Genomic DNA, 24,945 nt, shown 5'->3' on the forward strand with positions numbered 1-24,945 from the left:
TTTCAATCATATAGGACCGATATCATGGCCTTTCTTGCTGATGCTCTTTCCCGTGTGAAGCCTTCGGCCACCATCGCCGTCTCCCAGAAAGCGCGAGAGCTGAAAGCAAAGGGGCGCGATGTGATCGGCCTCGGCGCCGGCGAGCCGGACTTCGATACGCCGGACAATATCAAGAAGGCCGCCATCGACGCGATCAACCGCGGCGAGACGAAGTACACGCCGGTTTCCGGCATCCCGGAGCTGCGCAAGGCAATCGCCGCTAAGTTCAAGCGCGAGAACGGCCTGGAATATTCCTGGGAGCAGACGATCGTCGGCACCGGCGGCAAGCAGATCCTGTTCAACGCCTTCATGGCGACGCTGAACCCGGGCGATGAAGTCGTCATTCCGGCTCCCTACTGGGTGTCTTATCCGGAGATGGTGGCGCTTTGCGGCGGCACACCTGTCATCGTCGCGACCACGCAGGAAAACAACTTCAAGCTCCAGGCAGCTGATCTCGACAGGGCGATCACGCCGAAGACCAAGTGGTTCGTATTCAACTCCCCGTCGAACCCGTCAGGTGCTGCCTATACGCATGGCGAACTCAAGGCCTTGACCGAAGTGCTGCTCAAGCATCCACATGTCTGGGTGCTGACCGACGACATGTACGAGCACCTGACCTATGGCGACTTCAAGTTCGTCACGCCGGTCGAAGTCGAACCGAAACTCTACGACCGCACGCTGACGATGAACGGCGTCTCCAAGGCCTATGCCATGACCGGCTGGCGTATCGGTTACGCGGCCGGGCCGCTGCAGCTCATCAAGGCGATGGACATGGTCCAGGGGCAGCAGACCTCCGGTGCGACGTCGATTGCCCAGTGGGCCGCCGTCGAGGCGCTGAACGGCACGCAGGATTTCATCCCGGTGAACAAGAAGATCTTCGAGGGTCGCCGCGATCTGGTGGTTTCAATGCTGAACCAGGCTAAAGGCATCACCTGCCCGTCGCCGGAGGGCGCCTTCTACGTCTACCCGTCTTGCGCCGGCCTGATCGGCAAGACCGCGCCTTCGGGAAAGGCTATCGAGACCGACGAAGATTTCGTTTCTGAGCTGCTCGAAAGCGAAGGCGTCGCCGTCGTGCACGGCTCGGCCTTCGGCCTCGGCCCAAACTTCCGCATTTCCTATGCGACCTCGGAAGCTCTGCTCGAGGAAGCCTGCAAGCGCATCCAGCGCTTCTGCGCTGCCTGCAAGTAAACCAGTTGGCAGATCTGAAGAAGGGCCCGTCAGCGATGGCGGGTCTTTGCCTTTCATCGGGTCGTTGACGGTGGCTGCCTGTGGCGGCATTTGACGCATGAAGACAGTGTCGACCCGTGATCCCAAGATTGGGAAGACTGACCTTGCCCCGCGAGGCCGAGGAGGGGATGCCATCTTGTCTTCGATATTGTTCCCGCAAAAGCCCGCGCCGGGGTGAACCATGAGCGGCCACGCCTTCAAGAGAGCAAGGACAAACGAGGACGCAGATGTTCATCGCACACGACTTCGATGATCCGAAGCCAGCGGCGATCCCCGCAACCGCGCTGGGCGCCAATGCCAGCTCGACGGGCTGCAGCTTGTAACGATCGACCAGGCTGGCAGGCCGTCCGCCGGACTTGAGTTGTGATTCGTTTGTCGACAGGCGATGATCTTCCCTATCAGGCAGTGCGACTGCGGGGCGAATTTGCAGTCTTGTCCATTTAATGGAATACTGCCGATATTGGTCAGCCGGAAGCAATCGCGGCGTGCCTCGTCATTCTCGCCTTGCCGCGCGCGATAGAACCGGATGCAGTCCGGCGACTTTTCGGCTGATTGCCGACAGATCGCGTAACGAGAAAAGAGGAGAGGTGCATGATCAAGGTGGTTTACGAGGTCGTTCCCCATGACGGCGGCTGGGCCTACAGGCTCGGAGAGGTCTATTCCGAAGCATTCCCGTCTCATGCCGAAGCGCTGGAGGCAGCCCGCATCGTCGCGGCCGAACAGCAGGTCGGCGGCGATTCCGCCGAGATCAGCTGGCAGGACGAGAAAGGCAAATGGCATGAAGAATATGCCGAAGGCGGCGACCGGCCGGAGACGGAAGTCGTCGATACCAAATGGAAGGGTGGCGGTTCGGCCGATGTCTCTCCGCGTGCCTGAGCCGAGCGCCCGTTCAACGATCGATTTGAAGAAGCCGCATTTCGGCGGCATTCAGGCGAAGGCTCTTGCGCGCCGCACGATCTGCCGCATGAAGGAAAAATCCTCCAACCTTGATTGACGAAAGCCGCTAGGCTTTTCGCAACTCCGCCAGAGCGATGCGCGCGACGGCAAGCGGGCTCTCAGCAGACGAATTCATGTTGTCGCCGAGGAACCAAGCCGCCGACAGGCCCGAGTAGGCGGCAATCCATCGCAGCAGGCGTTTGGGCTCCATCCCCGTTTCGATGCAAACGATCCGGAGCTGGCGCTGCAGGCGCCCAGGCACGCTGATGGCCGGAAGGTCTTCATTGGCGAAAGTGTTGGCATAGTCGAAGCCACGTTCGCCGATCAGGCCCTTCGGGTCGATCGCAAGCCACCCGTCTTCTTCGAAATCGAGAATGTTGCCGTGGTGAATGTCACCGTGCAGCACGACCGGATCGTGCTGATGGGAAAGCAGTGCTTCAGCGACAGCACTGCATTCGCGAAGAATGCCGCCATAAGTTCTCGCTGCTGGCGCCAGCTCCCGGAACCAGCGGCGGAGCGGAATGAGGCCGGGCAGGGGCTTTTGGCGCGGCGCGTGCAGTCTCTGGACGGTGCGGCAGATGATCCTGCTTGCCTCATCGTCTTCGCCGTCCATCGCCATCTTCAGCAGCGAGCGACTGCCCGTTGCCCGTTCGAGCAGAACAGCCTCGTCATCATGTGCATAAACCTTGGCGGCACCGTTGCCGCCCCACCAGTGCATCAACGCACCGCCGGCCCTTTCGGCCTCGTCACGAGACTTCTTGAGCATTGCCGGCTTGCCGTTCCAAAGAACGGGCAGAAGGTGACTGGAATGGGTGATGATCGGTTCGCCGTCCGGCGCCAGCGACCAGCGGTCGAGATGGGTTTCGAACATAGCGGCATTCTAACGGCAGCAGCCGAAAAGGAAATCCCGCGCAAGGCGGGATTTCGTCCGATGCGTCTGAAAATCAGGCGACCTTTTCGAGCCGTGGATAATCGATATAACCCTTTGCCCCGCCGCCATAGAAGGTGGCGTTGTCCGGCGTGTTGAGCGACAGGTTCTTCTGCAGGCGTTCGACCAGGTCCGGGTTGGCGATGAAAGGCTTGCCGAAGGCGACCAGGTCGGCGCGGCCGCTTTCGACGGCATCCATTGCCATCTGATGGTCGTAGCCGTTGTTGACCATCCAGCTCGCATGGCCGCCGGCCCTTTCATAAGCCTGGCGCAGATCCTTGTAGTCGAAGGGTGGATTTGTTCCTTGCGTGTAGCCGCGCTCGCCACCCGTCTCGCCCTCGATAACGTGGATATAGGCGAGGTCATGCCTGGCGAGGCCCTCGACGACATGGGTAAAAAGCTTCCGCGGGTCGGAATCGTAGCTTTCGCCCGAGGGTGTGACCGGCGAAATGCGGATCGCCGTGCGGCCGGCACCTATTTCCCTGGTCACGGCATCGACTACCTCGAAAGTGAAGCGGGCCCGGTTTTCGATCGAGCCGCCATAGTAGTCGGTCCGGTCGTTGATGCCATCGCGGAGGAACTGGTCCAGCAGGTAGCCGTTCGCGCCATGGATTTCGACGCCGTCGAAACCCGCGTCGATCGCAGCGCGCGCTGCCTTGCGATAATCGTCGATGATGCCGGGAATTTCAGATGTCTCGAGTGCACGCGGCTTTGAGGTCTCCGCGAAGCTGCCGGTGCCATCGGCATTGACCAGATAGGTCTTCGCCCTGGCGACTTTATTGGTCGAGGAGACAGGACTGCCGCCATTCGGCTGCAGCGTGGTGTGCGAGATGCGGCCAACATGCCACATCTGTACGACGATCTTGCCGCCGCCTGCATGCACGGCGTCCGTGACGCGCTTCCAGCCGTCGAGAGCTTCCTTCTTGTAGAGGCCGGGAACGTCTGCGTAACCTTGGCCCTGGTGTGTGATGGCCGTTGCCTCGGTGATGATGAGACCGGCTGTGGCGCGCTGGCGATAATATTCGACGTTCAGATCGTTCGGGATGGCGCCGGGCGAGCGGTTGCGGGTAAGCGGTGCCATGACGATGCGGTTCCTGACGGCAATGTCGCCAATCTGCGCGGGTTCGAAAAGCTTGTTCATGGAAGTCCTTTCCTGTTCTGTCGGGAGGATCACTCCGTCACGGGCGAGGCAACTCGGCCCGGCGGAGAGATAGGCAGGTGCGGTGGCGTCGAGACGGATCAGGCTCTCAAAGATCCTGGCCTAGTTGCATCAGGAAGGCAGCGATCGTTTCTTCGTTGCGCTTGTAGAAAACCCATTGGCCGACGCGCCTTGTCGTGACGAGGCCGGCGCGGCTCAATGTTGCAAGATGAGCAGATACGGTTGATTGCGAAAGGCCGGAGCGCTCGAACTGGCTGGCGCAGACACCCATTTCCAAAGGGTGCTCCTGGGAGGGGAAGTGCTCCTTCGGGTCTTTCAGCCAGTTGAGGATTTCCATCCGCATTGGATTGGAAAGCGCCTTCAGGATTTCGTCCCTATCCATCGTCTCGTGCCGAATTATAAATCGAATTATTCCGATATATGGATCGCTGTTTTTCGATATGCAAATCACGAGGGCGTGAGCTTGTTCGGTTTTGAGGTGCTTAAATTTTAAGCAAAAAAAGGGGCCACCGAAAGATCGGGGCCCTTAAGGTGTGAAGGTCAAAAACCTCCAGAGGGGAACAGCTAATGCGGTGGCACTGGGAGAGAAACCACCGATGTGCATCAGCTACAGGCGATATGGTGCTTTCTTGGGCAGCTTTCAATGCATTATTATGCATGCCTGCCATGCACTGCACAAATTATGTTGCCATGCAGCGATTACGGGCAAAAAAAGAGGGCCGCCGAACATTCGGGGCCCTTTAAGGTGTGAAGGTCAAAAACCTCCAGAGGGGAACAGCTAATGCGGTGGAACTGGGAGGAAAAGCCACCGTGTGCATCAGCTGAGTGCGATATGGTGTTTAATTGAGCAAACGGCAACCCTCTTTTGTGCATGCCAGTCATGCATTGGTTGCATGGTGTGCGATTTGGTGGACAAAGACGGGAATCAGAAGTTCCAGTTTCTCGCCTTGCTAACGATAAAATCGCGGAATGCCTTCAGCTTTGCGGCATTCTTGATTTCGTCGGGATAGCAGAAATAGGTGTCGAACGAGGGCACGTCGGCGTTGATCGCGAGCTGGATGAGGCCCGGATCACGTCCGACGATGTAATCCGGCATGCAGGCGACGCCGATGCCAAGCAGGCAGGCGCGCTTGATGGAAGTCTGGCTGTTGATCTGCAGATGCGGAATACGCTTGTTGTCCGAAGAGCGGCCGGCAATCTCCAGCCAGTTTACGTCCAGCAGATAGCTGGGGGCGGGCTCGCCGAAGGTGATGATGCGGTGATTGTCCAGGTCCTCGACCGACTGAGGTTCGCCATAGCGGTTGATATAGGAGGGGGCGGCATAGACGTGCATATGCACGGTGAAGAGCTTGCGCTGAATGAGATCCGACTGCTGCGGTTGGCGCAGGCGGATGGCGCAATCTGCATGACGCATGTTGACGTCCAGTTCCTCGTTGTCGAGAATGAGCTGGATCTGGACGTCCGGATAGAGCTGCATGAACTCCTGGATCTTGTCCGTCAGCCAGCCCTGGCCGAGGCCGACGGTGGTGGTCACCCGCAGCTTGCCGCTGGGCGTTTCCGTCGTTTCCGTGAGCTGCATCTTCACTGTTTCGAGCTTGAGCAGCACGTCATGGGCGGTGCGATAGAGCAGCTCGCCCTGTTCCGTCAGGATCAGGCCGCGGGCGTGGCGGTGGAAGAGTTTGGTGCCGACGTCCTGCTCCAGCGCGCTCACCTGGCGGCTGATTGCGGATTGGGAGAGATGCAGCTTGTCGGCCGCATGCGTGAACGATCCGGCCTCGGCAGCCGCGTGAAAAATACGCAGCTTGTCCCAATCCAATGGCATTCCCCCACCCCTCATAGCCGATCCTACTCCGCGGCCACGGCGACGGGCATGTGGCCCGTGAGATAACGTTCGGCTTCGAGGGCGGCCATGCATCCCATGCCTGCGGCGGTGACCGCCTGCCGGAAGGTGTCGTCCGTCACGTCGCCCGCAGCATAGATGCCTTCTATGCTGGTTGCGGTCGAATCCGGAGCAGTCCAGAGATAGCCGTTGTCCTTGAGCTTGAGCTTGCCCTTGAAAAGTTCGGTTGCCGGCGCATGGCCGATCGCCACGAAGACACCGTCGACCGAAACGTCACTGATGGACCCGGTGCGGGTATCGCGCAGTCGCGCGCCGGTAACCGAAGGCGGCATCGGCGGCTTTGCCGGCGTACCGGTGATTTCGGCGATTTCGGTGTTCCAGAGAACCGTCACGTTCTCCTTGGAGCAGAGGCGCTGCTGCAGGATCTTTTCGGCGCGGAATGCATCGCGGCGATGCACGACCGTCACGGACTTCGCAATGTTGGAAAGATAAAGGGCTTCCTCGACGGCGCTGTTGCCGCCGCCAACGACGATGACGTGCTTGTTGCGATAGAAGAAGCCATCGCAGGTGGCGCAGGCCGAAACGCCGAAGCCCTGGAAATGCTGTTCGCTTTCGATGCCGAGCCATTTCGCCTTGGCGCCGGTCGCGATGATCAGTGTATCGGCGGTCCAGACCTGGCCGCTGTCGGTTCGGGCCACGAAGGGCCGCTGGTTCATCTCGACCTCGGTAACGATGTCGCTGACGATGTCGGCGCCGACATGCTTGGCCTGCTGCAGCATCTGGTCCATGAGCCACGGGCCCTGGATCGGATCGGCAAAGCCCGGATAGTTCTCGACATCCGTCGTGATCATCAACTGTCCGCCTTGCTCCATCCCGGCGATCAGCACGGGCTTCAGCATCGCGCGCGCCGCATAGACTGCGGCCGTATAGCCCGCGGGACCGGAGCCGATGATGAGAACTTTAGTATGTCGGGCAGTCATGGTCCGGATCCTTCAATGGCAGGCATCCTGTCGAAGCCGTGCGGGATATCGTAATAAACAGGTTTGTATAGTCTAGGGATGAACCAAGCTACCTTTCAAGGGGACAGCATGGAATACGCACAAGTGCTTGCGTTATTGTCACGGGATAACCGCAGATGTTTCTGTTGGTTCGACCCCGACGCCCTCGTCTTGGCGGGCTGATGCTGGTATCGACCATTTCATCCACACCGCTACAACAGAGAGCCAGCAATGGGCAAGCGCCGATCACCATTTCCGCCGAAGGATCCGCGAGCGCGTACCAAAAAGATATCAAAACAGTGTCTGACGAAGGCGTTTTGTCTATGATGGATCTCCGATCTATCCTTCCTCCGGCCAACGAGATTTGGCAAGGATCGAGGTGCATCCAGGGCAGCTTTCGCGCTATTTCTGCCTCGTTTGCGGCTTGCTGTTTCAGACCGCTCGATCTCGACGGCAACACGATTTGAAAGCGGGCGGTTCGCCAGGGGCTTGACGAGTGACGATATAATGATTGACGCGGGGTGCCGAGATACTGGGGGGTGCGCCCTCCCAGGTTCATCATAGGTCGTGCATGCCCTCGTCAGGGGCAAGTTGAATATGCTTTGGCAGTCAGGCGCGGCGTATGAAGTTGTCGCGGGCAATGATAGGAAGCGGCCCAAGGACGGCCGATCGAAAGAGAGACAGGAACCGCTACCATGGTGATGCGCGTCGAACTTGATGCAATAGATATGAAGATTCTGCGCGAGCTCCAGAATGATGGCCGGATGACGAATGTCGAGCTTGCCGAGCGGGTCGGGATATCGGCGCCGCCGTGTCTCAGGCGGGTGCGCAAGCTGGAGGAATCCGGCTTCATCCGTGGCTATCGGGCGCTTTTGAATGCGCCTGCGCTCGGTTATGATCTGGTTGCCTTTTGTATGGTCGGTCTGAAACATCAGTCGGATGCCAATCTGAAGGCATTTGCGAAGCAGACGGCCAATTGGCCGCTCGTGCGAGAGGCATGGATGGTGTCGGGCGAATCCGATTTTCTCTTGCAGTGCGTAGCCGAGAACCTTGCGGGCTTTCAGGATTTCGTGATCGAAGAGCTCACGGCCACGGAGAATGTGGATACCGTGCGGACGATGTTGACAATTCGCCAGGTCAAGGATGTCTCTCTGGTAGACATTTAGATATAGCGGTTTGCGCTATCTTCGATCGTCGAAAGAAACTGGGCTTAACGTGCGACGCCGAGATCATCTTCAATTTCACGAATGCGGAGCGATTGGGCCTGTCGATCGGGCCGCTGAAGGCGCCTGAAAATGCGCCTCGCATGTCCCTGGCCAAGGTGATGGCGGGCGGCAAGGCGGCGTTTATGAGCCATTTGTCGGAAGATGCCGTCGCCAGTTTCTGCCTCCGAGCGATAACCGGCGACGTGGCTGCTACTGCCGCAGAAGATCCTCATAGATGAGCTTCAACGCCGTCGCTTCACCTTCGAGCGCAAAATTTGCCCGTACATGCGAGAGCGCAATCTCGCCACGGGCGAGCGTCCCTTGCGGGTCGCTGAGATAGGGGGCGATTGCCTTCGTGAGAGCTTCGCCATCGCCGGCCGGAACGACGCTTCCGTTCGTCCCCTCCTCGATCATTTCGCCATAGGCCCCGGCGTCCGACGCCACAACTGCAGTCTTCGAGGCCATAGCTTCGAGAGGCGTCAGCCCGAAACCTTCATTTCGGGACGGGGCAACATAAAGGGTTAAACGCCGATACCAGACCCTGATGTCTGGCACTTCGCCCAGAAACACGATTCGATCGGCAAGGCCGGCGGCGGCGATATCAGCCTTCAGCTTGTCGGCGAAAGCTTTATGCTCTGCCGTTACCCGGCCGGAGATCACCGCCGTCCAGTCCGGATGTTGCGGCAGCAGATCGATCATCGACCGAATGAAAAGATCGGTGCCCTTCTGATGCCTGATGCGGCCGAAGCAGCCGACGAGATACCTGCCGGGCAGGCCGGTCGCCTCTATGGTGTCCTCGACGGTCTGGGGTGGATGGAAAAGTTCCAGATCGACACCGTGGCGGATCACAGTATGCGGCACCTGGAGAAAGGAGCCGGACCGGGCATTGGTCGCGACGACCGCATCCATCCGGCGGATAAGCCAGCGCGTGTAGGCGGTATGGCGGCGCTGGGCGGCTGACGTAAAGAGCAGCTTCAGCGGCATGCGCAAAAGGTACCGCAGCACGATACCGGCGGCCATCTCGTTGTTGCGGCGCGCGTGCCATACGCGATGCAGGCGTCCGGTTGACGGACGCCATGCGCCAAGAAGCTGTCTCCACGTCAGCTTCGGTAGGTCTTTCGGCAAGCCGGGGCCGAGCGCTGCAATCTTGATGCCGAGGCTGACCTGGAGGGGAATCAGCTGAACGATCGTCGATGTGACGCCGGACAGGCGCTGCTTGAAGTTCGGTGCGATGATGTCGACGTCAGCAATATCGATCGCGCCCGGCTTGACCGTTCCGGCCACCGGCAATCAACCCCAGGAGATCGAAAGCACTTCGTAGGCTTTCGAGCCCCCCGGTGCGATGACCTCGATGGAATCGCCGACTACCTTGCCGATCAGCGCGCGCGCGATCGGGGAGGAGATGGAAATGCGGCCGGCTTTCACGTCGGCTTCCTGATCGCCGACGATCTGGTAGGTCTTTTCTTCCTCGGTGTCCTCGTCGACGAGTTTGACCTTGGCGCCGAACTTGATCTTGTCGCCGGACATCTTCGCAAGGTCGATCACTTCGGCGCGCGCCGTCAGGTCTTCGAGCTCGCTGATGCGGCCCTCGTTGTGGCTCTGCGCTTCCTTTGCTGCGTGATATTCGGCGTTTTCGGAAAGATCGCCATGGGCACGGGCTTCGGCGATCGCTTCGATGATGCGCGGGCGCTCCTCCTGCTGACGCCAGCGCAGCTCTTCCTGCAGCTTGACGAAACCACCCTGTGTCATCGGAACCTTATCAACCATTTTCCTGTCCTTTGATCTTCGTGTCCTAGAGTCAGGCAGCGACACAAAAGAAAACAGGTCCCGAAGGGGACTTCGGAACCGTGCAATAATCATAATTGCCCGCTTATAGCAGATCGTTGCCGCCGATTTCCATAAAATTCGTAATGTGGCGCGCCCGGCTGATTGGGCAGGTGAGGATGTGAACCGGATCAAGGACCTGCACGCATGATCGCAGAAAGTGATTCAAGCCGCTAAGAAACGAAGTCAGGGTTTGCAGGCAGATTCGGCGGCTTGTAGGGGGTGGCATTCATCCGTTCCTTGACCGAGATGTGGATCAACGCATCGTCTGGAATGAGACGCCGGTCGCTCAACGGGAAATAAATCGCATTCCGGTTGCCGTGCCTTCGCCAGGAATTTTCCGGCACGCGCCGGGGAATGTATTCGAGGATTTTCCACCCGGCGGCCAAGGAGACATGCAAGGGCGCAGTGGCATCCAGCGGCACATACTTGCTCCCGCCTTTTCCGAGCACGATGTCGTTGACGATGCGGGTGCGGTATAGGAGGCCGGCCGGTTGCGTTTCCTGGATCATCCAGGCCAGTGGGATCTTGACTGCCGCGCTTTGCGCTTCCGGATAGCCGCCGCCGATATCGCCGTGGATGCCGGCAAACCAGACTTCCCGCAAATTCTGCTTCGCCACCTTTCCCTTGGGCCGGAACGGGCGGCCCCAATACTCCTGGTCGCGCTCCCAGAGCTCTGGCTGGAACATGGTACGCCGTTCATCGATGGCGACTGCGTGGCGCACCCATTCGACGCTCGGGTTCTTGCGGGTGAAAGGATGGGTCTTGAACTGCGGAAACCATTTCCCCGTTTCGATGAGTGAGGCCACCGTATCGAAAAGACCAAGAAGCTTGATCGGCGGGCGGTCGTTTCTCAGCATGCGTTCGTAGAGACGCATGGCAGCGAAAGCAGGCGACGCATCCTCGCCGCCATCCTTTGCAGCGCTGCCAGCTTTCTCTTCGTGCGCGGAAATTCCCTTGTAGGTCCTGTAGGCATAATCGAGCAGGTTGAGATGATGCCGGCTTGTAAGGCCGAAGGCATGGATGAAACCCGCTAGCACCCGCGCCGAATAGGCGCCACGGCTGAAGCCGAAGATGTAGATGCGGTCCCGGTCGGAATGCCGCCGGGCGGCGTCGGGCGGCCCGCGATCGTAGTTTTCGACCAGGAAGCGGTAGGCTTCCTTGACGTTCTGATCGAGGCCCCAGCCCGTCGCGAGCCCGAAAACCTCATAGGATTTGCGAAAGAGCCTGGACCAGGCATTGGCAGCGCCGAACGTGCCGACACCTGGATCGTAGTAGACGATCTGCTCATCCGAGCGTTTCAAGGTGCCGAACAGTCTGACAATATTGGTCCGGTCGGCCGAAATCTCGTTCGATGTGCCATCGAACAGAATGACGATGTTCTTTGCCATCAATCGCTCCGGATGAACCGCGGCAACGGTAACATCCGCAAGGTTTTACGGCAACTTCCGGTCGTTCAAACGCTCAGAAATAGCTCTGCAGCGGGCGAACCTCAAGGTTGCCGGCCTTTAGGGCCTTGATCGCCTGGGCAGCTGCTTCGGCACCGGCCATCGTTGTGTAATACGGCACCTTCTGCATCAGTGTCGCGCGGCGGAGCGACTTCGAATCGGAAATCGCCTTGTTGCCGTCCGTCGTGTTGATGACAAGTTGGACCTGGCGATTGCGGATCGCATCCTCGATGTGCGGACGGCCCTCGAGCACCTTGTTGATCTTCGTCGCTTCGATGCCATGTTCAGCCAAGAAACGTTGCGTTCCGCCGGTGGCGAGCACCTTGAAACCTTCGCCTACGAGAACACGGATTGCAGGCAGCACGCGTGACTTGTCGTGGTCGCGAACGGAGACGAAGACCGTCCCGTCGCGCGGCAGTTCAACGCCGGCGCCGAGCTGCGACTTGGCGAAGGCCAGCGCGAAATCGGTGTCGAGGCCGATGACCTCCCCGGTCGAACGCATTTCAGGCCCAAGCAGGGTATCGACGCCCGGGAAGCGGGCGAAGGGGAAGACGGCCTCCTTGACGGCGATGTGCTTCAAGGCGCGCGGATCGGGCTTTTGGCCGTAGGCGGCGAAGGCCGCATCCAGCTTCTCGCCAGCCATGACGCGGGCAGCGATCTTGGCAATCGGTGCTCCGATGGTCTTTGCCACGAACGGCACGGTGCGCGAGGCGCGCGGGTTGACTTCCAGCACGTAGACGGTGTTGTCCTTGATCGCGAACTGCACGTTCATCAAACCGCCGACATTCAGCGCCTTGGCCATGGCCTTTGCCTGGCGCTCGAGTTCGTCGAGCAAGTCCCCCGACAGCGAGCGCGGCGGCAGCGAGCAGGCCGAGTCGCCCGAATGGATGCCGGCTTCTTCGATATGCTCCATGATGCCCGCGACGTAGACGTCATCACCGTCGGAAAGGCAGTCGACGTCGACCTCGATGGCGTTCGTCAGGTAGCTGTCGAAGAGCAGCGGGTTCTTGCCGAGCAGCGTGTTGATCTGGCCGGTCTTGTCGTTCGGATAGCGCTGCTTGATGTCTTCGGGAACCAGTTCCGGAACGGTGTCGAGCAGATAGGTCTGCAGCATCGATTCCGAATGGATGATCTGCATGGCGCGGCCGCCGAGAACGTAGGAGGGGCGTACCACCAGCGGGAAGCCGATTTCGGCGGCGACGAGGCGGGCCTGCTCGACGGAATAAGCAATGCCGTTGTTCGGCTGGTTGAGGTCGAGCTTCATCAGAAGCTTCTGGAAGCGGTCGCGGTCTTCGGCAAGGTCGATCGCATCCGGCGCGGTGCCGAGGATCGGGATGCCGTTCTTTTCCAGCGCTTCGGCAAGCTTCAGCGGCGTCTGGCCGCCGAACTGGACGATGACGCCGACGACTTCACCCTTTTCCTGCTCGGCGCGCAGGATCTCGATCACGTCTTCGGCCGTCAGCGGCTCGAAATAGAGGCGGTCGGAAGTGTCGTAGTCGGTCGAGACGGTTTCCGGATTGCAGTTGATCATGATCGCTTCGTAGCCGGCATCCTTCAATGCGAAGGCGGCGTGGCAGCAACAATAATCGAACTCTATACCCTGGCCGATCCGGTTCGGACCGCCGCCGAGGATGACGACCTTCTTGCGGTCGGAGACCTGCGCTTCGGAGCGGGCAGCGCCGACGAAGGGTGTTTCGTAGGTCGAGTACATATAGGCAGTCGGCGAGGCGAATTCGGCCGCGCAGGTATCGATGCGCTTGAAGACCGGGCGGACATTGAGCCTGTTGCGAAGTTCCGCCACTTCTTTCGGACGCTTGTTCGTCAGCGTCGCAAGGCGCGCGTCCGAAAAGCCCATGGCCTTCAGCATGCGCAGATTGTCGGCGTCGCTCGGCAGGCCATGCTCGCGGATACGAGCCTCCATGTCGACGATCGCCTTGAACTGGGTGATGAACCACGGGTCGATCTTGGAGCCCTCGTGAACCTCGGCCTCGCTCATGCCCTGGCGCAGGGCCTGGGCAACCATGCGCAGGCGATCGGGCGTCGGTGCGCCGATCGCGGCGCGGATGGCATTCTGGCTGGACTCGCCTTCCTCCACGTCTGGGATTTCGATTTCGTCAAGGCCCGTCAGGCCCGTTTCGAGGCCGCGGAGCGCCTTCTGCAGGGATTCAGCGAAGGTGCGGCCGATCGCCATGACTTCGCCGACGGACTTCATCGCCGTCGTCAAGATCGGCGAGGCGCCCGGGAACTTCTCGAAGGCAAAGCGCGGGATCTTGGTGACGACATAGTCGATCGACGGTTCGAAGGAGGCGGGTGTGGCGCCGCCGGTGATGTCGTTTTCAAGTTCGTCCAGGGTATAGCCGATTGCGAGTTTAGCCGCGACTTTGGCGATCGGGAAACCGGTGGCCTTGGAGGCAAGCGCCGAAGAGCGCGAAACGCGCGGGTTCATCTCGATGACGACGAGGCGGCCGTCCTTCGGATTGACGGCGAACTGGACGTTTGAGCCGCCGGTCTCGACGCCGATCTCGCGCAGCACCGCAATCGAGGCGTTGCGCATGATCTGGTATTCCTTGTCGGTCAGCGTCAGGGCCGGAGCGACGGTGATCGAATCGCCGGTGTGGACGCCCATCGGATCAATGTTTTCGATCGAGCAGATGATGATGCAATTGTCCGCCTTGTCGCGGACGACTTCCATTTCATACTCCTTCCAGCCAAGGACCGACTCCTCGATCAAGACTTCGGTCGTGGGCGAAGCGTCGAGGCCGCCGCCGACGATGTCGAAGAATTCCGAACGATTGTAGGCAATGCCGCCGCCGGTGCCGCCGAGTGTGAAGGACGGACGAATGATGGCTGGCAGACCGACGTCATCGAGCGCCTGGGCGGCGATCGCCATTGCGTGGTTCAAATAGCGCTGCTTGCGGTCGCTCTCGCCCAGGTTCCACTGGTTTTCCAGATCGTCAAGCGCAGTGTCGAGTGCGGCGCCGGAGAGGCTCTCGCGCAGCTTTGTGCGCTCGGCTTCATGCATCTTGCGGTCGGCGTCCTTGATGTCTGTGGCATTCGCCAGCATCGAGCGCGGCGTTTCCAGCCCGATGCGGGCCATGGCTTCGCGGAAGAGGGCGCGGTCTTCTGCCATGTCGATCGCGGCCGGCTTGGCGCCAATCATCTCGACATTGTAGCGGTCGAGAACGCCCATTCGCTTTAGCGAAAGAGCCGTGTTCAGCGCCGTCTGGCCGCCCATCGTCGGCAGCAGCGCATCCGGCCGCTCCTTGGCGATGATCTTGGCGACGACTTCGGGGGTGATAGGTTCGACATAGGTCGCGTCGGCGAGACCCGGGTCGGTCATGATTGTCGCCGGGTTGGAGTTGACGAGGATGACCCTGTAGCCTTCCTCCTTCAGCGCCTTGCAGGCCTGGGTGCCGGAATAGTCGAATTCGCAAGCCTGGCCAATGACAATCGGTCCCGCGCCGATGATGAGGATCGATTTGATGTCTTGGCGCTTCGGCATGGGCGGTATCCGTTTCTAGCTGCGCAAAAAGCCGGCCAGGGTGGGAGGCACCGGGTCGGGTCGCGCACGAGGGGTCTTTTCAGGCTAGAAGCGGCTTATAGGCAAATGTATTTGCAAACGGAACCCCATAAATCGCGGAATCGACAGGAATTCGAAAACTCCTGAAACGCCGTTCACGGGCCGGGGACCACAATGACACGTATCTCGCCGCTGCGTGCCGGATTGGCGATTGCTTCCGGCGCGTCGTCCAGCCCGATGCGGCGGGAGATCAGAGGCTCGACCTTGATGACGCCGGAGGCGATCAGGTCGGCAGCACGGCCGTGCGTGAAGGGGTTCAGAAACGAGTTCACCAACTTGATCTCGCGAAACAGCAGATCGAAGGGCTGCATGGAAATCCTGGCGCCCTGCGGCATGACGCCGAGGATCACGACGGTGCCGCCGCGGCGGGCAAGGAGAGGAGCCTGTTCCATGGTCTGCGCCACGCCGGCGCATTCGATCACCACATCGGCACCGCCCGGCAGAAGGCCGTGGTCGGCCGTCACAAGGTCGACGACGTCGCCTGCTGAGGGGTCGGCCGTTGCCGTCGCGCCAAGGTCTTCTGCAAGCCGCCGTTTATCGGCGTTGCGCGTCACGAGCACGACGCGCGTTGCACCGGCGAGGCGCGCAAGCTGCACGACCAGCAGTCCGATCACGCCACCGCCGAGCACGGCCACTGATGCGCCCGCCCCGATCTTTGCCAGATCGACGCCGTGCAGACAGCAGGCGAGGGGTTCACAAAAGGCGCCATGCAGCGGTGCCAGCGACTGAGGCAGTTCGAACGCTTGTTGCTCCGGCATGCAGACATACTCGGCAAAACCGCCATCCCGATGAATGCCGATCGCTTGCAGGTTCCGGCAGAGATTGACGCGTCCGCGCCGGCATTCGGGGCAGCGTCCGCAGGCGATGTTCGGATCGCCCGTCACCCGCATGCCGGGGCGAAAGGCGGTCACGCCTTGCGAAACGGCTTCGATGATGCCGACGAATTCGTGTCCGAGCGTCACGGGGGGCTTCGACGGAAATTCGCCCAGGAAGAGATGTCGGTCGGTGCCGCAGATCCCGCAGGCTTCGATCTTCACCAGCATTTCGCCGGGGCCCGGCACCGGCTTTTCCATTCGGCTCACCGCAAGCCGCCCCGTCGCTTCCAGGCGTAGTGCTTTCATCATGTCCTCCCAGATCCTCTCCTTCAGTGAGAGCGAAAGCAGGAGTCACGTCAAGCATTTGGTGCATTTTCTTCAACCGAAGCAAGGCAGCAACCAGCGGCGTAGCCACGGCCGAGCGCAATTTCGAAGCCCTTGCCCGTCTACTCGGCAACGGCGCAGGCGCAAGAAGCACGAGTTTGCGGCAAGGCTTCCGTGCAGCGTTTTTGCATCGGTCTTTTCATTCTGGCGGGGGCGGATGAATGGGTGATCTTCAGCGGGAGTGACACCGTCTGGCCTTGCCGGCAATGTGCTCGTTCCCGCGCTTTGTCTGCGTCTAAAGCCCTTTGCCTGAAACCTGCTGGCCTTCACGTCGCCACCGGATATATAATTGCCCAAGAGCGCATGCCTGCGCATCGCCAGGGAGAGTTCAGATGGAATGGAAGGGTCGCCGCCAGTCGGACAATGTCGAGGATCGCCGCGGTGATGCGACACGTGGCGGGTTCGGCCGTAATCCGTTCGGCCGCAACGGCGGCTTCAGCTTCCCATCCGGCGGCGGTGTGGGACGCAGGGGCGGCGGGCTCTCGATCGGCACGATCATCTTCCTCGTTGTCATCTATCTGATCTTCAAGGCGATGGGGATCGACCTGATGCAGGTGTTGGATGGCGGCATGACGGGCGGCTCTGGCTACGAGCAGAGCCAGTCGGAAAGCACCAGCACGCCCGCCGATGACGAGATGACAGCATTCATGCGTACCGTGCTGGCCGAGACCGAGGATACCTGGCAGGGCATCTTCCAGGCTCAGGGCAGGGATTATGAGGAGCCAACACTGGTGCTCTTTGCAGACGCGACGCAATCGGCATGCGGTTTCGCATCCGCCGCCACCGGGCCATTCTATTGCCCCGGCGATCACAAGGTCTATCTCGACACCGCCTTCTTCCAGGAGCTCGAGAGGAAATTTGGCGCCTCCGGCGACTTCGCCGAAGCCTACGTGGTCGCCCACGAAGTCGGCCACCACGTCCAGAACCTGCTCGGCATCCTGCCGAAGTTCAACCAGGCGCGCCAGCGCATGAGCGAAGCCGAGGCCAACAAGATGTCAGTGCGCGTCGAGCTGCAGGCCGATTGCTTTGCAGGCATTTGGGGGAAATATACCGAGCAGAAAGGCATGCTCGATGCCGGAGACCTTGAAGAGGCACTGAACGCTGCTCAGCAAATCGGCGACGACACGCTGCAGAAGCGGAGTCAGGGCTATGTCGTGCCGGAAAGCTTCAATCACGGCACGTCCGACCAACGCATGCGCTGGTTCAAACGGGGCTTCGACAGCGGCCAGCTCGCCGCCTGCGATACGTTCTCCGGGCCGCTTTGAGCGAGCTTCTTTTGCCAACGAAACGGGACCGGTTTTTTCTATTACCAGCCGCAGGCGCATGCGGCCTGCACTGCGCGCCTTCAATGATTTCGTGAAGAAAGCGGCGGCCCGCTTGGGATCTCCGTTTGTTCCGCCCGCCGATCAATATCCTTGGCGGCTTGATCAAAAACTTTGAAATGTTCTCGTATTGTTTCATTTTTTTCGTTGAGCTATGTTACAACCCCGGCGACGCGATCGTCTTTCCAGAAGCAATCCCCTGTTGAGAGACATTCCATGCTGGATCCCAAATTCGTTCGCCGCGGCCTCTTCCTCGTTTTCCTGATCCTGTTTTTGGACGTGATCGGAATTGCAATCATCATGCCTGTGCTGCCCGCCTATCTCGAGGAACTCACAGGCGGAACCATTAGCGATGCCGCACTCGACGGCGGCTGGCTGCTGGTCGTCTATGCGGGTATGCTGTTCTTGTTCTCGCCGCTTTTTGGCAATCTCAGTGACCGTTTCGGCCGCCGTCCGATCTTGCTTCTTTCCGTGTTGACCTTCGCGATCGACAACCTGATCTGCGCGATTGCCACCAGCTTCTGGATGCTTTTTGTCGGACGGGCGCTCGCAGGCTTGAGCGGCGGCAGCTATGCGACGTGTTCTGCCTATATCGCCGACATCAGCAATGACCAAAACCGCGCCAAGAACTTCGGCCTGATCGGCATTGCCTTCGGCGTCGGCTTCACCATTGGCCCGGTCATTGGCGGTTTCCTGGGCGAATTCGGCCCGCGCGTTCCATTCTTCGGTGCAGCGGCGCTTTCCTTCCTCAATTTCGTTGCAGCCTATTTCCTGTTGCCGGAAACCCTCCCCGCCAAGCATCGGCGCGCTTTCGAATGGAGGCGAGCCAATCCGCTGGGCGCGTTGAAGCAGATGCGCAATTATCCCGGCATCGGCTGGGTCGGCGCCGTCATGTTCCTCTTCTGGCTTGCACACGCCGTTTATCCGTCGGTCTGGTCGTTCGTCTCGACCTATCGCTACGGCTGGAGCGAAGGCCAGATCGGCCTTTCGCTCGGCATCTATGGCATCGGCGCTGCGATCGTGATGGGGCTCGTGCTGCCAAAGATCGTGCCGGTTCTCGGCGAGTGGAAGACCGCCATCGTCGGCCTTTCTTTTTCTATCGTCGGTCTGACGGGGTATGCCTTCGCCTGGGAGGGCTGGGTCGTCTACACGGTCATCATTCTGACCGTGATGGAAAATGTCGCCGATCCGCCGCTTCGCAGCATTGCCGCCGGCATGGTGCCGCCATCTGCGCAGGGTGAATTGCAAGGAGCGCTGACCAGCCTCAGCAGCATTACGACGATCGCAGGCCCGCTGATCTTCACCCAGATGTTCGGCTATTTCACCAGGCCGGATGCCCCGGTGACCTTTGCCGGTGCTCCCTACCTGCTCGCTGCCTTCTTTATCCTCTCGGCCGCCCTGGTGTTCCTCGCGAAGGTCCGGACCGCGAAACCTTCAAAAGCCCTGGAGACGCCGGCGCAATGAGCTATCAGGATTCGTGATGATGTGATGAATTTTTCATCATCTGCCACTTTTGGGATGGCTCTTTGCGGGCCTTTGATCTAAGGCCCGGTATTACTTTGCCGCGAAATGCGGCCTGAAGTGATTCAACCAATTAGGGATGGCTTTGATGGACGCGCCGATCGACGTGCACAGGCTTGCGCCGCAAACCGACAATCGCTGGAGTGCGCATTTCCGCGCTACGCTGGCACTCGGCATTCCGTTCATCGGCGCACAGCTTGCCCAGCTTGGCATCAACACGACGGATGTGATGATCGTCGGCCGCCTCGGCGCCGAGAATCTGGCTGCCATGGTGCTGTCGGCGCAGTTCCTGTTCACGATCCTGATCTTCGGTTCGGGCTTTGCCATCGCAGTTATCCCGATGGTCGCGCAGGCTTACGGCCGGGGCGATGTCGTCACCGTTCGTCGCTCGATGCGCATGGGCCTTTGGATGGTCACCGTCTATTGGCTCGTCATGCAGCCGGCCTTCTTATATGCCGAGGAGATATTACTCGCCGCTGGCCAGAAGCCGGAAGTGGCAAAGCTTGCGCACGGCTATATCCTGATCGGCCATTTCGGCGTGCTGCCGGGGCTGCTTTACAATGTCGTGCGCGCGCTTGTCAGCGCGATCGGCAAGGCTGCCGTCGTCCTCAATGTGACCATTGCCATGCTGGTGATGAACGCGATCTTCGCATACGCCCTCGTCCTCGGCCACTTCGGTTTTCCAGCAATGGGCCTTCAGGGCGCTGCGATCGTTTCGGTCGCAGTACAGACTGCAGGCTTTGTCTTCATCCTCGCCTATGTGCAGATGAGGGAGGAGACACGGCGTTACGAGATCCTGGTGCGTTTCTGGCGGCCGGATTGGCACGCGCTTTGGGACGTCGTTCGCCTCGGTCTGCCGATAAGCGTAACCATACTTGCAGAAGTCAGCCTCTTTACAGTTGCCTCGCTACTGATGGGTTACATCGGCACGATCGAGCTTGCGGCACATGGCATTGCGCTCCAATGGGCGTCGATCGCCTTCATGATCCCACTCGGCCTCTCGCAGGCGGCAACCGTGCGCGTAGGCATTGCGCACGGGCAGGGTGACCATCCCGCTCTGGTTCGCGCCTCGATCGCGGTACTGATCATCGCGGCGGCGATCTCCGGTATCGGCGGCGTGCTTTTTGCCATCATGCCGGAATTCCTTGGCAGCTGGTTCCTGGACGTCAGTTCGCCGGAAGCGCCGCAGGTGCTGGCTTACGCCGGTCCGCTCATCGTCGTTGCGGGCCTCTTCCAGCTCGTCGACGGCATGCAGGCTGTCGCCAATGGTTTGCTGCGCGGCCTTAAGGATGCTCGTGTGCCGATGATCATGGCGCTGATTGCCTACTGGCCCATCGGCTTCTTCCTTGCCTGGTTGTTCGCTTTCCCGATGGGCTTTGGCGGCGTGGGCATCTGGTTCGGTTTTCTCGTCGGACTTGCGGCTGCCGCGGTCATGCTCTGCGCACGTTTCTACGTCCTCGTGCGTCACGAGGGGAAAACGGCCGGCGCCTGAACCGGCCGTTCGATCGTCAAGCTGCAACCGGCTTGTAATTGGCAATGTCGGCGCGGATGCCGAGCCGCGAAAAAAGAGCCTGCGGATCGAAGTTTCGCGCCCGGTGTGCCGCCTGGACGGCGGCCTTCACCCGCTCGATCACCTCGGCGCTTTCCCATTCGGCAATGGTCACGAAATTGAATTCGCCCGGCCCTGAAACCTGCTCGAGGACCGTGTGCCGGATGAAACCTTCCTGGGCCTGCAGCACCTCGTGTGTCTTCAGTACATTGATCAGAAACTCCTCGCGTGCCTCCTCCGGCACGGCAAACTTGTCCACACGATAAAAAGCGCCGTTCATCACCATCTCCTTGATTGTCGATGTCACGCGAACCGGTCTAGTTCCTCAAGTTAAGTTGAGGTCAAGCATCAGGCAGAAGAAAAAGCCCGCGGCAGTGAACCGGCCCCGAAGTTGGACATCAATCTTCGGGGGTTGCCTTTCCAAGTTCACCGAGAGTTTGAAGCAATCGACTGTCTGGCGGTGCGTGAGCGGCGGGGAGAGCTATCGCAACGCCTGTTCCACCAAAGATATCCCACTCCTACAAGGGCAGTGTCGGACGCGTGGCCCCGATCTCCTCAAACGCAGTTCACTGCGCATGGTGCCGACCAGAAATGGACGACGGACGTGACGGAGTTCAACATAGCGGGCAAAGAAGCTCTATCTCTCACCGGTCATGGACCGTTCAACGGCGAGATCATTGCCTTCGAAGCCAGGCGGCCCGCCTTCAAGCTGGTGGAAAGCATGTTGACCAAGGCGCTGAGCCGGCTGGGCCACAACGAATCGGCCGATCCTGCATTCCAATCAGGGATGGCAATACCAGATGCCCGCCTGTCGAGTCGGGCTCCAACAACGCGGCGTCGAAAACATGTCACGCAAAGGCAGCTGCCTCAATAACGCAGCCATGCAGGGCTTCATTGCCATCCTCAGTTCCGAGTTCCTCCGCCCGATAAAGTTTGCCGGCGTTCAAAGCCCGCAATCCCGTATCACCGACACCATCCGCCATCACGACAATGACCGCATCAAAATGAAACTCAAGGGGCCGAGCCCTTTATCGTACAGGACCCAGCCCTCAATTTTCCCAGCCTTTGAACCGTCCAACTTGATGGGGTCGGTTCAACAGGCAGGCTTTTTCGACAAACCAGAAGGGCCTCAACGCTCGGCGAGCGCTGCTTCGCCTTTCTTGCCGCGCACCATGTTGATGAAGCGGCGGAAGAGGTAATGGCTGTCCTGCGGGCCGGGAGAGGCTTCCGGATGGTGCTGGACGGAGAAGATCTGCTTGCCGGCGACGCGCAGGCCGCAATTGGTGCCGTCGAAGAGGGAAACATGAGTCTCCTCAACGCCTTCCGGTAGCGACTTCGTGTCGACCGCAAAGCCGTGGTTCATCGAGACGATCTCGACCTTGCCGGTCGTATGGTCTTTCACCGGATGGTTGGCGCCATGATGGCCTTGGTGCATCTTTTCGGTCCTGGCGCCGAGCGCGAGACCCAGCATCTGATGGCCGAGGCAGATACCGAAGACCGGGATGTCCGTCTTGATCAGCTTGCGGATCACCGGCACGGCATATTCGCCGGTTGCCGCCGGATCGCCGGGGCCGTTCGACAGGAAGATGCCGTCCGGTTGCATGGCAAGCACGTCCTCGGCGCTGGTCGTTGCCGGAACGACCGTCACTTTGCAATCGAGGCCCGCAAAGAGGCGCAGGATGTTGCGCTTCACGCCGTAGTCGAGGCAGACGACATGGTATTTCGCCTTGTCGGCGCCGAGTTCTGCGTAGCCTTCGTTCCAGATCCAGGGCGTCTGCACCCATTGCGACGACTGGCCGGAGGAGGCGATCTTGGCCAGGTCGAGGCCCTCGAGGCCGCTCCAGGCCCTGGCTTCGGCCTTTAGGGTTTCAAGGTCGAAGACGCCGTTCGGGTCATGAGCAATCACCGCATTCGGTGCGCCGTTCTCGCGGATCCACGCGGTGAGTGCGCGGGTGTCGATGCCGCAAAGGCCGATGACGCCGCGGGACTTCAGCCAGGCATCGAGATGCTTTGCGGCTCGGTAGTTGGAGGGCTCGGTGATGTCGGCCTTGAAGATGACGCCGACCGCGCCATGGCGCGCTGCCGGCGTCAGGTCTTCGATGTCTTCGTCATTTGTGCCGATATTGCCGATATGCGGGAAGGTGAAGGTGACGATCTGGCCCAGATAAGAGGGGTCGGTCAGGATTTCCTCATAGCCGGTCAGCGCCGTGTTGAAGACCACTTCGGCCTGGACCTTGCCGGTGGCGCCGATCCCCTTGCCTTCGATCACGGTTCCATCAGCCAGAACGAGCAGGGCAGTCGGCTTTTCGGTTGTCCAGGGTGCTGTCGCGGTCATCTTCATCCCGTTTCCGGCAGGTCCTGACGTCTTGGGGCCGTCAGACTGCCAATTGTGTTCGCAAGCGTATGGGCGCAGCTTGTCGCAGCGCATCTCAGGCCTGATCACGAATTTTGGTGCAGGTGGCGGTAGATAGCCGCGCTGTGCCCCGTCGTCAATCTTTCTAGCGTGGATCGGGCGCCTTTTCCTTCGCTTTCTCGCGCAAGTCTCGCAATTTATTTGATCCATGCCATCGGGCTGGTTTATGAAGCGCCATTCAACAGGAGTGAAGACAATGCTGCGCGATCAGGTCGCCACCGCGCTTAAGGACGCGATGAAATCCAAGAATGCCGAACGGCTCTCGACCGTCCGTCTGATCCAGGCGGCGATCAAGGACCGCGACATCGCCAATCGCGGCACAGGCAAAGGCGAGGCTCCGGATGACGAAATTCTGCAGATCCTCGCCAAGATGGTGAAGCAACGCGACGAATCGGCGAAGATCTACGAAGAAAACGCCCGCCCGGAACTTGCTGCCAAGGAACGCGCCGAGATCACTGTGATCCAGGACTTCCTGCCGAAGCAGCTTTCGGACTCCGAGGTGCGGGCGAATATCGCTGCCATCATCAAGGAGACCGGCGCCGGGGGGCCGAAGGACATGGGCAAGGTCATGGCAGCGCTCAAGGAACGTTATGCCGGACAAATGGACTTCGCCAAAGCGTCCGGCACGGTCAAGGAACTGCTGAAATAGGCTCCGTCAGGCCGGGCCGAGAACTGCCTCGGCCGCCGCATCGATGATCGCAAATTTCGCAGCCTGATAGTTCCAGTATTCGAGAATGAAGCCGCGCGAGAGCCAGAGATCGCCCTTGCGCGGCGGCTCCTCCCAGCCGATGCTGCCAATTGCGGCTGCCTGTGAAAGCAGGCGCTTCAGGTGCGTGTTCGAAATCATGAACTGCGCCCGGATTTCCCCAAGTGATACGGGACCAAGAGCCATGCGCTCCTTCGAGCGGTCGAAGCCCGGCAGGCGCGACATCAGATAATCCATGACCAGCCCACCCGAATTTGCCCAGTTGAAGAGATTGAAGGTCCTGCCAGGGTCGCGTACAGCATCGGTTTCGATAATCGCCTTGGCGATCAGCGGCTGAATTTTGCCGATGGTTGAAAGATCTGCGCTCGCTCGCTCAAGGCGTTTCCCGCCATCGAGCCCGTCGAGGATGAACAGATGGGCGAGGAGCCACTTCAGGAAATGCTGTTCTGCCGTCTCCGTCGGCTCAAGCAACCGCGCGCGGCGATCGCTCTGGCTGCTTGCCGGCCTCAGGAAGCGATAGGCAAGCATTTCCTGCATGAAAGTGGCAGCGGTGTTGCGGCTGGCGATCTTGTTGGTAACGACAAATTCGACAAAGCGCCCGGAGTAAAGCCCTTTCGTTATGCCGTCGGGATACCCATAGTGCAGCGCAAATCCGGCATGCGCCATCAGCCAGCGCTGCTGGGCTGCAAAGATCGAGGCAATGCGCGGGCTTTCGCGATAGATCGCGAGCATCTCATTGGCGCAGAGTAATACCGCTTCAAAAAAACGATCATCGGCTGCAAGTTTTTCTGCGGTAATGGACATCGAGCAATCCAGGCGGGCACACGTATTCCATCTGTCACGAAGGACGCGCCTGTCAATGTTACTTCGCACAAGGGTGCTGCAAAATTACGAGGGTCAGTTAACCGGCAAGGTTAAGCCAAAAGTAAAGAAGGCAGGAGCTGGGGGCGCTCCTGCCTTCTTGCTCTTTGCTTGTCGCTGGCGACGCAGGCCGAGACCCAAACCAGCGGCGTATTTGCAAAGGCACCCTTGCGAGGCGGCGCCGGGGGTA

The 24,945-nt window shown here is 60.0% G+C and carries 22 protein-coding genes and 1 pseudogene; 10 read left to right on the forward strand and 13 right to left on the reverse strand.

Annotation, left to right across the window (positions count from 1 at the left end; translation table 11 throughout):
* Nucleotides 1–24: 24 nt before the first annotated feature.
* The 3 genes from EV130_RS13545 to EV130_RS32550 all read left to right on the forward strand — a co-directional run bounded on the left by EV130_RS13545 (nt 25) and on the right by EV130_RS32550 (nt 2,260).
* The gene (locus EV130_RS13545; RefSeq protein ID WP_132550527.1) at nt 25–1,227 is read left to right on the forward strand and encodes a pyridoxal phosphate-dependent aminotransferase; all 1,203 of its coding nucleotides are present in this window, start codon (nt 25–27) and stop codon (nt 1,225–1,227) included.
* A gap of 630 nt (nt 1,228–1,857) precedes the next feature.
* Nucleotides 1,858–2,142, forward strand: coding sequence for a DUF2188 domain-containing protein (locus EV130_RS13550; RefSeq protein ID WP_022714246.1), 285 nt, complete (start codon nt 1,858–1,860; stop codon nt 2,140–2,142).
* The gene (locus tag EV130_RS32550) at nt 2,123–2,260 is read left to right on the forward strand and encodes a hypothetical protein (protein WP_155774450.1); all 138 of its coding nucleotides are present in this window, start codon (nt 2,123–2,125) and stop codon (nt 2,258–2,260) included. The genes EV130_RS13550 and EV130_RS32550 overlap by 20 nt, the downstream gene beginning before the upstream one ends.
* A 9-nt stretch (nt 2,261–2,269) precedes the next feature.
* Here EV130_RS32550 and EV130_RS13555 read toward each other — a convergent pair whose 3' ends face one another.
* The 5 genes from EV130_RS13555 to trxB form a co-directional block, all read right to left on the reverse strand.
* Nucleotides 2,270–3,073, reverse strand: coding sequence for an aminoglycoside phosphotransferase family protein (locus tag EV130_RS13555; protein ID WP_074061825.1), 804 nt, complete (start codon nt 3,071–3,073; stop codon nt 2,270–2,272).
* 73 nt (nt 3,074–3,146) lie between these two features.
* Entirely contained in the window at nt 3,147–4,271 is a 1,125-nt protein-coding gene (locus EV130_RS13560) for an alkene reductase (protein ID WP_132660554.1), read from the reverse strand.
* Nucleotides 4,272–4,377: 106 nt separating this feature from the next.
* Nucleotides 4,378–4,671, reverse strand: coding sequence for an ArsR/SmtB family transcription factor (locus EV130_RS13565; RefSeq protein ID WP_074061823.1), 294 nt, complete (start codon nt 4,669–4,671; stop codon nt 4,378–4,380).
* A 543-nt stretch (nt 4,672–5,214) separates the two neighbouring features.
* The gene (locus EV130_RS13570) at nt 5,215–6,111 is read right to left on the reverse strand and encodes a LysR family transcriptional regulator VtlR (RefSeq protein WP_039845452.1); all 897 of its coding nucleotides are present in this window, start codon (nt 6,109–6,111) and stop codon (nt 5,215–5,217) included.
* Between the two features lie 23 nt (nt 6,112–6,134).
* On the reverse strand, nt 6,135–7,109 hold the full coding sequence (trxB, locus tag EV130_RS13575) for a thioredoxin-disulfide reductase (protein WP_132660556.1): 975 nt from the start codon (nt 7,107–7,109) through the stop codon (nt 6,135–6,137).
* A gap of 155 nt (nt 7,110–7,264) precedes the next feature.
* Between trxB and EV130_RS13580 the strand changes: the two genes are divergently transcribed.
* Nucleotides 7,265–7,594, forward strand: coding sequence for a hypothetical protein (locus EV130_RS13580; protein ID WP_132660558.1), 330 nt, complete (start codon nt 7,265–7,267; stop codon nt 7,592–7,594).
* A 228-nt stretch (nt 7,595–7,822) separates the two neighbouring features.
* A complete protein-coding gene (locus EV130_RS13585) occupies nt 7,823–8,293 on the forward strand; it encodes an Lrp/AsnC family transcriptional regulator (protein ID WP_022714252.1) in 471 nt (156 codons plus the stop codon).
* 249 nt (nt 8,294–8,542) lie between these two features.
* Here the strand turns inward: EV130_RS13585 and EV130_RS13590 are convergent, their stop codons facing one another.
* From EV130_RS13590 to EV130_RS13610, 5 genes are all read right to left on the reverse strand, one after another.
* On the reverse strand, nt 8,543–9,583 hold the full coding sequence (locus EV130_RS13590) for a glycosyltransferase family 4 protein (protein ID WP_132550596.1): 1,041 nt from the start codon (nt 9,581–9,583) through the stop codon (nt 8,543–8,545).
* 39 nt (nt 9,584–9,622) lie between these two features.
* Nucleotides 9,623–10,099: a transcription elongation factor GreA gene (greA, locus tag EV130_RS13595; protein WP_022714254.1), complete on the reverse strand. Its 477-nt coding sequence runs from the start codon at nt 10,097–10,099 to the stop codon at nt 9,623–9,625.
* 230 nt (nt 10,100–10,329) lie between these two features.
* Nucleotides 10,330–11,547 (reverse strand): T6SS phospholipase effector Tle1-like catalytic domain-containing protein, encoded by a 1,218-nt coding sequence (locus EV130_RS13600; RefSeq protein WP_132550523.1) that lies wholly within the window; start codon nt 11,545–11,547, stop codon nt 10,330–10,332.
* A gap of 73 nt (nt 11,548–11,620) precedes the next feature.
* Nucleotides 11,621–15,106, reverse strand: a complete 3,486-nt coding sequence (carB, locus tag EV130_RS13605; protein ID WP_132660560.1) for a carbamoyl-phosphate synthase large subunit — start codon at nt 15,104–15,106, stop codon at nt 11,621–11,623.
* 173 nt (nt 15,107–15,279) lie between these two features.
* Nucleotides 15,280–16,305, reverse strand: coding sequence for a zinc-dependent alcohol dehydrogenase family protein (locus EV130_RS13610; protein WP_132550594.1), 1,026 nt, complete (start codon nt 16,303–16,305; stop codon nt 15,280–15,282).
* Between the two features lie 410 nt (nt 16,306–16,715).
* On the opposite strand from EV130_RS13610, the gene ypfJ reads away from it, so the two are divergent.
* The 3 genes from ypfJ to EV130_RS13625 all read left to right on the forward strand — a co-directional run bounded on the left by ypfJ (nt 16,716) and on the right by EV130_RS13625 (nt 20,718).
* A complete protein-coding gene (gene ypfJ / locus EV130_RS13615; protein WP_074061818.1) occupies nt 16,716–17,648 on the forward strand; it encodes a KPN_02809 family neutral zinc metallopeptidase in 933 nt (310 codons plus the stop codon).
* Nucleotides 17,649–17,921: 273 nt separating this feature from the next.
* A complete protein-coding gene (locus tag EV130_RS13620) occupies nt 17,922–19,169 on the forward strand; it encodes a TCR/Tet family MFS transporter (protein WP_132550521.1) in 1,248 nt (415 codons plus the stop codon).
* A 145-nt stretch (nt 19,170–19,314) separates the two neighbouring features.
* Nucleotides 19,315–20,718 carry an MATE family efflux transporter gene (locus tag EV130_RS13625; RefSeq protein WP_132550519.1) on the forward strand — a complete coding sequence of 468 codons (1,404 nt, stop codon included), beginning with the start codon at nt 19,315–19,317 and terminating at the stop codon, nt 20,716–20,718.
* Between the two features lie 16 nt (nt 20,719–20,734).
* On the opposite strand, the gene EV130_RS13630 is transcribed toward EV130_RS13625, so the two are convergent.
* Complete coding sequence (locus tag EV130_RS13630) at nt 20,735–21,055, reverse strand: antibiotic biosynthesis monooxygenase family protein (RefSeq protein WP_074061816.1); 321 nt, start codon at nt 21,053–21,055, stop codon at nt 20,735–20,737.
* Nucleotides 21,056–21,270: 215 nt separating this feature from the next.
* On the opposite strand from EV130_RS13630, the pseudogene EV130_RS33330 reads away from it, so the two are divergent.
* Nucleotides 21,271–21,824 (forward strand): annotated as a pseudogene (locus EV130_RS33330) (transposase); the annotation flags it as partial.
* An 80-nt stretch (nt 21,825–21,904) separates the two neighbouring features.
* Here EV130_RS33330 and carA read toward each other — a convergent pair.
* Nucleotides 21,905–23,110 (reverse strand): glutamine-hydrolyzing carbamoyl-phosphate synthase small subunit, encoded by a 1,206-nt coding sequence (carA, locus tag EV130_RS13640; RefSeq protein ID WP_074063236.1) that lies wholly within the window; start codon nt 23,108–23,110, stop codon nt 21,905–21,907.
* A 274-nt stretch (nt 23,111–23,384) separates the two neighbouring features.
* Between carA and EV130_RS13645 the strand changes: the two genes are divergently transcribed.
* Nucleotides 23,385–23,837: a GatB/YqeY domain-containing protein gene (locus EV130_RS13645; protein WP_074061815.1), complete on the forward strand. Its 453-nt coding sequence runs from the start codon at nt 23,385–23,387 to the stop codon at nt 23,835–23,837.
* 6 nt (nt 23,838–23,843) lie between these two features.
* Here EV130_RS13645 and EV130_RS13650 read toward each other — a convergent pair whose 3' ends face one another.
* Nucleotides 23,844–24,698, reverse strand: coding sequence for a hypothetical protein (locus tag EV130_RS13650; RefSeq protein WP_132550515.1), 855 nt, complete (start codon nt 24,696–24,698; stop codon nt 23,844–23,846).
* Between the last annotated feature and the right edge of the window lie 247 nt (nt 24,699–24,945).

This window comes from Rhizobium azibense (assembly GCF_004342325.1).
Lineage (GTDB): Bacteria > Pseudomonadota > Alphaproteobacteria > Rhizobiales > Rhizobiaceae > Rhizobium > Rhizobium etli_B.